The sequence below is a fragment of the Streptococcus sp. 339 genome (assembly GCF_013277285.1).
Lineage (GTDB): Bacteria > Bacillota > Bacilli > Lactobacillales > Streptococcaceae > Streptococcus > Streptococcus pseudopneumoniae.
In genome coordinates, this window is record NZ_VMMR01000063.1 from 21,599 (window position 1) to 27,791 (window position 6,193).

The following is a 6,193-nucleotide window of genomic DNA, read 5'->3' on the forward strand; positions in this document are numbered from 1 at the left end:
TTCTCCTAGATTATTATACTCTTATTATACCATAACAGAATATAAATATCTAGGTTATTACTGTTTTGCGCCTTCCAATTTTAACCCGATTTATTACCTCAAAGTTACCTTTGAGGAGGGCAACTATTTCACCCCCGAAGTATTCCCTGCGAAATTCTCATCAGTCAAATTAGGCACATGGCTAAATGTGTAGATGTCCTCTTTAAGAGCTGTACGCAAGATTTCAGTAGCACTTTCGTCCAGCGTATTCTTCAAGAACTCAGCCCTTGCACTATCGCCCGGCAATTCCAAAAGACCTTCTTCAGAAAGAATCTTCATTGCTACCTTAGCGTCTTCTGGAGTGTCTGCTAACTGCGTGCCATACAAGACAAGTATAGACTCTACAGCCTGTTCCTTATCATTGACACGATTCCCCATCAAGGAATTATAAGCGTCTATCAAGCTAATTTGTTGCTCATAGTCACCAATTGCAAAGTGATTGTTGCGATATTCGATAATTGGGATTTGCCCAAGGTTGTGAGGGGTTACCTGCTCATTCTGAGTTGTTCCTGAATCTGTACTTCTCAGCACCATGTGATAGTGCAGATTTTCGGTAAAAACCTCAGCCTGGTACTTGGTAGTGTCTTTCGTATCGTCTTTTACTTCATAGTAATAGACCGCAAACAAAGGCTTCCGCTCAATACTATCATCGTAGACCATGAAAGTATTCTCCGGATCAATACTAGTTGAATCCAACTCAGCCATACCCTCTTTAGCATAGATGTACTCGTAAGCACGACCATAGATAGCCATGTTCAAAGCATTCTGAGCATCTACTTGGTCAATTTCAGCACCATCAAAGGCTGTAAGTAGTTCATCGATATCACCGTCAGCAGTATTGTTATACTTGATAGGATTGCCCATAAAATAGCCCGTAGCCGTGTCTGCAATATCCTTGGCATGATTAGCTACCGTCTTGTAATTGGGTGCGTTCTCGTTGCGTCTCTTGTGATTTAAGATAGCATGTTCACCCAAGTAGTAGCTTTTAAGCTTCTTCAAACGTGAGCCTTCAGTGCTATGCTTCGTTATCAATTTATAAATCAGGTCTTTCTTCAAAGAACCCTCATCATATCCATCCCGTGGATAGGTTAAATATTGGTACATGTCTTTCCTCTCTATAGGCCATAATCAGAACGTCTGCGGACGGTTGCTTTTGGTTGCGAATGTTGCGAGTAAATCGCATAACGCACCGCATCCAGCACGTCGTCGTTCTCTTTCACTGGCTCGCCTGTTTTTTCATTCCAGATGTATTGATAGACCTCATCTTTGAACTTGCTGACCTTGTTTGATACAACAAAAAAGTGCCCAGCTTTCATCAGCTTGGCTACTTCTTCAATACCAGACAATACCGCTTTATTAGCGTTGAATGTTCTTAATTGCTCTCTTTGAAATCTTGCAACGTGTTCAGGTCGTGCGCTATCTGCCCAGAAAGTAATGTTTCCGTATCGTTCCTTGATATTCTTAGCAAGATCTACCCAAAAATCTATCTCTCTGTACTGGTGTGCATGTTCCTCTAGCAGATAAACCGAACCGTCAGGCGTTTCTCCAATAACAACAATAGAGCCAAAGTGTTCATACCCCCAGTCAACACCAGCATAGACTTTAGTGATATCTTCTGGTACGTTATCTACAACCATATTCTCGCTAAAATCACGATAGACGACGCCCTCACCAGTCACCCACAGACCAAGAATATCTCGGTCATAAAATACACCAGCTGGTGTCGCATTCTTGATATTCTCTCGGTATCTGTCAGACATGAATGTATTATCATCTAACTTAAAATGAAAGTCGATGATCATATCGTCTCCAGAGTTGATATAATCCCGTCTGAGCCAGTGTGTCGGGATGACTGGGTTGCTATCCCAAACAATCCTAGCACCCTCTCCTGAGCAACGTGAGATGATTTCCTTGAATACTTGTTCGTTAGCAAGAGATGCCTCGTTTACATAAGCTCCAAAAGCAGTAAAACCACGGGCGCGTTTTAAACCAGATATAGAACCGGTGTAGACTTGAACTACCTTGACACCGCAAAGGGTAAAAGCTCCGTGCTTATCGTATTTAGGTTCAATATCAAACATGTTATACAGCTCCTGAATGATATTGTTTTGTATCGATGTTGAAGATGTTCCAGCTAAGATATACATCGGCTCATCTATGTTTAATCTATCCGCTGTTTCTCTCACTCGTGCAATCTCATTCATGAAGACCATGTTGTTTAGAACAGTTTTACCTGAACGTTTTGCACCATGGAGACCACAGATAAAAAAATCATCATTCAATACTCGTGTAAGCACTTCTTCTTGTCGCTTTGTAAATTTATTTGTCATCAAAAGCACCTCTCAAAGCCTTGGCGAAGTCTATCAATTTATCGTCTTGTTCATTATCCACACCGATTTGTGATTTAAGTTTTTCGATTTCAAGTTCTAGTTTCTCAGCTTGTTTAGCAGTCGGATAACGCTTCAATATCTCAGCTATCGCTTTAATAACTGTGTTATTATCTGCCTTTTTCGTAACTCTATCCACCTCACCAGTGACAGGGTTCATCATCAAAACTTCCTCAAGTCGCTGGCCTCTTGCAATGTCTGAGAGAATCGAAAGAGCCTCTTTAGCGCTCAAAATATTTTCATCGTGCATCTTTTCAGTTTCGGTTTGTATAAACGTTTTAACGCTTGCATTTTCTAGCAATTTACTAGCGGTTGTTTTAGCATACGCTTCACTATAACCTGCGAATATTGCGGATTGATAGACATTACCAGTCCTCAAATACTCGCTCGCAAACATCTTTTGTCTTTGATTTAACCCAATGTCCATCACCACCTTTCGAATAATCAAAAAAAGCCACACGATGTGCGACCTTCTTGCAAGACGACTACAACCTTGCGTGCGTATTAAATTTTGACTTCTTTTTTATTTTTTGTAGTCTTTACAACCTCTGAGGGAATCAAACCCTCTAGCTTATAACTTATCCGGAGTATAATTAGCTACGCAATCATGCAAGGTCTAGTCGCTCCGCAACCATTTGTAAGTTAATGAGTGATATATGAATGCTAAGCCTACTGCCTACCCCATTCTGGGACACAAACACTCAAATGACAGCAGCTGGAATCGAACCAACTGGTCTAGCAGTAAAACGCACGTTTGGTAAAAGTTTCAAGGAGACCCAAACAACCTGCTAACCTGTCCTTACTGTCTAAGAGACCGAAGCCTCGGAAAAATATAATAAAGTATAAAGGAGACGTCAATTGACCTATCACTTGACAATACTATTTTACCATGTAAAATAAGCCATTTCCTAGCAATTTACTTGCAAATATCTCCCAAAAATTTACGAAAGACAATCAGCTTACCTTTTCGATAGGCTTCCGCAAATTCCAAAGCGCCTCTGCTAAGCATGCGGTAGAACTCACTTTCAGAATAGCCTAAGTCCATATAGATAGCCTTGTCTGATAATTGGATTTTCATATCCATGTACTTCTTTGTGATAACCTGCCGAACGTATGGATCCATAATGCAGTTCACAGCTCTCTCAATTTCCAAAACCTCTGCCTCTGCATCCACATGTTCGATAACCATATTCTCAGTGGCTGTGTTCTTACCAGTAAACGTCTTTGGTTCAAATGAGTAGGTCGTTGTAATTTTAGGCAAATACTCAGCGCCTGCCATCCGGACATACGAGCGATAACTCTCTAGAACGTCATATACATTTTTTTTGGTAAATTGCACGTCAACGCTTTTTAATAACCTCACAACATCGCTCCTTTATGATATAATATTTTTAGCGAACATATCACAAAGGAGTCAGCTGTGCTGGCTTTTTTCTTGCTTTGTTCCGTTTTTATATGTATACTGTATGTATACAAAATAAAGGAGAAACAAATGAATACTGTTAAAACTCGTAAGGTTGGGAACTCTGTCACTGTGACCATTCCCAAAACACTCAATGTTCCAGAAGGTCAGGAAATGTTTGTCTACAAGGGTGTAGATAATGTCATTGTCCTAGCTCCAAAAATTCCAGACCCATTTAGCGGCGATGCAGACCTACGCATGGAAGATGACTTTGAAGGGGTAAAATTCCTTGACAGCGAAATATGATTACATTCCAGAAAAACAGGACATCATCTGGATTGACTTCGACCCGTCTGTTGGACGTGAGATTCAGAAACGCCGTCCTGCTATTGTCGTCTCGCGTAGAGAATATTCGGAGCGGACGGGATTTGTTGCTGTATGCCCTATTACACACGGTCAAAGCAGACTAGAAGAACAAGGCCTGCTCGTTCCTGTGCGTTCCAATAAGGTAGATGGCTCTGTCAATCCACTCCAACTCTATACTTTTGACTTTAGAGAGCGCAAGGCTCAAAAAATCACAACCATGGATACAACCAGTTTTCAGAAGGTTGTCCAACTCTACAACTTCATCTTCGAAGCCTAGTCCTTATGGATTGGGCTTTTTTAGTTCTTCTCTAATTCCTCAATCAACCAATCAAGGTTCTTACGTGCTTTCTTCAGGTCTTCCAGACCGTTTGCGCCTTGGTAGTGGCTGGGTTTGTTTATGTTGTCTGTCATGTTAAGTCCTCCTCATAAAAATCATATCATTCAAATTCCTCCAAGCGAGATTATTACTTTGATTTCTAAACTCTCGCTTTTTGTAAGGAATCTGATGTTTATTCAAGCAGTAATATACCTGATTGTAATGTAGTCCTAATTTTTGTGCGATATCTTTTACAGCTATACCTTGATTGGCTAGCGAAACTACATCTTTGTGAAATATAGTCAAGTCTAAAATTTTTCGTTTCCCTAATTTTCGGATGCGGTCTCGAATGGCTTTCTCACTACGTCCTAAGATACGAGCCAAGGTCTTGTACGAAAAGCGTTGGTAGTATTTCAGGATATAGCTATCATCTGCGTCTGACCATTTGGGCTTAAATTGCAAGTTAGGATTGTATTTCTGAAGTTTGGCTAATTTTGACCGAACTGCGTTGTAACTTCTATCCAAAAACTTGCAAGCCTGTGTTAAATCATGCTCTTCTCTGGACAAGACGTACCACTCCAGATAATCAACCTCATCTTCTGTCCATCTACGTCCTGCCATAATGTTTATACGCTCCATGTAAATAATAAGTGCCATCTTTACGCTTGTTTACGTAATACGTATATTGCCCATCTGGACTAGCGTAGGAAATCTGCTTCTCTCCTGCCCAGATACCATTGTCACGCATCATATGGCAATTCTCCATAATCCATTCTACGTCAGGCATCTAGTAACTCCTTGTTTTCGTAGATGTTGCCAACGACTCTATAAGAGTAACTTTCATCGCTAAGAATTTCATGAAAGGGCGCAATATCATCTACACTTATTGCTTCTATCATAAAGACAGCTTGCTCATTATCCCAAGTCAATTTTGCATTCCCAAGGACTTCTCCTTCATCTTGAATTTCAAGAACATCCCCCTCAAAGATTTCCTTGCCGTTCTTATCCTTGAGTCCTGTTGATTGCATGAGGATCAATTCTGACTTTTCGATAGGAATAAGAAGTTTGGAGTCCGATGTTGGTTTTTCCATGTTGCAAATCAAGCCGTTATCTGTGATAAAAAAATGTTCTACGAATTTCTTTTCTACGCTATCCCACACTCTAAATTTTGGTGTCATGCCAAATCCTCCTCCTTCACAAAGCTGCCATCAATCCAACGACCCTTGCGATCTTTGATTTCTTGGTATGCCAGTTCAAAACACTCTTCAAAATCATAACCTAGCGACTTGCTGATTGATTTTAGATGACCAATCAATAGAGTCAATGATTTTATACGTAAGGTCATAAGTTTCAGATGTTGTTCTGTTTGAATGTTGCTAATACATGTATTTGCGTACGCGAATGATGTCATAATATCGTTCTTTCTAACATTCTTCGACTCTTCAAAAATACTATCCAAATCCACTTTGCTCAACAATCCCAGACCGACAATCACGACTGCGCAATCTCCAATGCTATCCTTGGTCAGCTTCTCATTCTTCTTGAGATAGCCTGCGCACAACTCACCGAACTCTTCGCTAAGTTTTAATGACTGCTTGTCTAGTCGTCCACCGTTTTCTAAATCACGGTCAATAAACCATTGTTTGACTTTTTCTAGTGTGTTCATAGTAGTACCTCATCCCC

The 6,193-nt window shown here is 40.5% G+C and carries 9 protein-coding genes and 1 pseudogene; 2 read left to right on the plus strand and 8 right to left on the minus strand.

Annotation, left to right across the window (positions count from 1 at the left end; all coding sequences use genetic code 11):
- Positions 1 to 129 precede the first annotated feature (129 nt).
- The 4 genes and pseudogenes from HT736_RS08390 to HT736_RS08405 all read right to left on the minus strand — a co-directional run.
- Positions 130 to 1,143: pseudogene (locus HT736_RS08390) on the minus strand (phage portal protein); the annotation flags it as partial.
- Between the two features lie 11 nt (positions 1,144 to 1,154).
- Positions 1,155 to 2,369, minus strand: coding sequence for a PBSX family phage terminase large subunit (locus tag HT736_RS08395; protein WP_172930937.1), 1,215 nt, complete (start codon positions 2,367 to 2,369; stop codon positions 1,155 to 1,157).
- On the minus strand, positions 2,359 to 2,853 hold the full coding sequence (locus HT736_RS08400; RefSeq protein ID WP_000351060.1) for a terminase small subunit: 495 nt from the start codon (positions 2,851 to 2,853) through the stop codon (positions 2,359 to 2,361). Before HT736_RS08400 ends, HT736_RS08395 begins: the two co-directional genes overlap by 11 nt.
- A gap of 489 nt (positions 2,854 to 3,342) precedes the next feature.
- On the minus strand, positions 3,343 to 3,789 hold the full coding sequence (locus HT736_RS08405; protein ID WP_054388425.1) for an ArpU family phage packaging/lysis transcriptional regulator: 447 nt from the start codon (positions 3,787 to 3,789) through the stop codon (positions 3,343 to 3,345).
- Positions 3,790 to 3,918: 129 nt separating this feature from the next.
- Between HT736_RS08405 and HT736_RS08410 the strand changes: the two genes are divergently transcribed.
- Together HT736_RS08410 and HT736_RS08415 are read left to right on the plus strand one after the other, a co-directional pair.
- The gene (locus HT736_RS08410) at positions 3,919 to 4,134 is read left to right on the plus strand and encodes an AbrB family transcriptional regulator (protein WP_001098945.1); all 216 of its coding nucleotides are present in this window, start codon (positions 3,919 to 3,921) and stop codon (positions 4,132 to 4,134) included.
- Positions 4,118 to 4,471 carry a type II toxin-antitoxin system PemK/MazF family toxin gene (locus HT736_RS08415; protein WP_000125658.1) on the plus strand — a complete coding sequence of 118 codons (354 nt, stop codon included), beginning with the start codon at positions 4,118 to 4,120 and terminating at the stop codon, positions 4,469 to 4,471. Before HT736_RS08410 ends, HT736_RS08415 begins: the two co-directional genes overlap by 17 nt.
- A gap of 135 nt (positions 4,472 to 4,606) precedes the next feature.
- On the opposite strand, the gene HT736_RS08420 is transcribed toward HT736_RS08415, so the two are convergent.
- Genes HT736_RS08420 through HT736_RS08435 form a run of 4 tightly spaced genes read right to left on the minus strand, consistent with a single transcriptional unit; the run spans position 4,607 to position 6,176 of the window.
- Entirely contained in the window at positions 4,607 to 5,167 is a 561-nt protein-coding gene (locus tag HT736_RS08420; RefSeq protein WP_031233722.1) for an Lrp/AsnC family transcriptional regulator, read from the minus strand.
- On the minus strand, positions 5,118 to 5,297 hold the full coding sequence (locus HT736_RS08425) for a hypothetical protein (RefSeq protein ID WP_001113499.1): 180 nt from the start codon (positions 5,295 to 5,297) through the stop codon (positions 5,118 to 5,120). Before HT736_RS08425 ends, HT736_RS08420 begins: the two co-directional genes overlap by 50 nt.
- Positions 5,290 to 5,688 carry a YopX family protein gene (locus tag HT736_RS08430; RefSeq protein ID WP_172921783.1) on the minus strand — a complete coding sequence of 133 codons (399 nt, stop codon included), beginning with the start codon at positions 5,686 to 5,688 and terminating at the stop codon, positions 5,290 to 5,292. The genes HT736_RS08425 and HT736_RS08430 overlap by 8 nt, the downstream gene beginning before the upstream one ends.
- Positions 5,685 to 6,176: a MazG-like family protein gene (locus tag HT736_RS08435; RefSeq protein ID WP_001093849.1), complete on the minus strand. Its 492-nt coding sequence runs from the start codon at positions 6,174 to 6,176 to the stop codon at positions 5,685 to 5,687. The genes HT736_RS08430 and HT736_RS08435 overlap by 4 nt, the downstream gene beginning before the upstream one ends.
- Between the last annotated feature and the right edge of the window lie 17 nt (positions 6,177 to 6,193).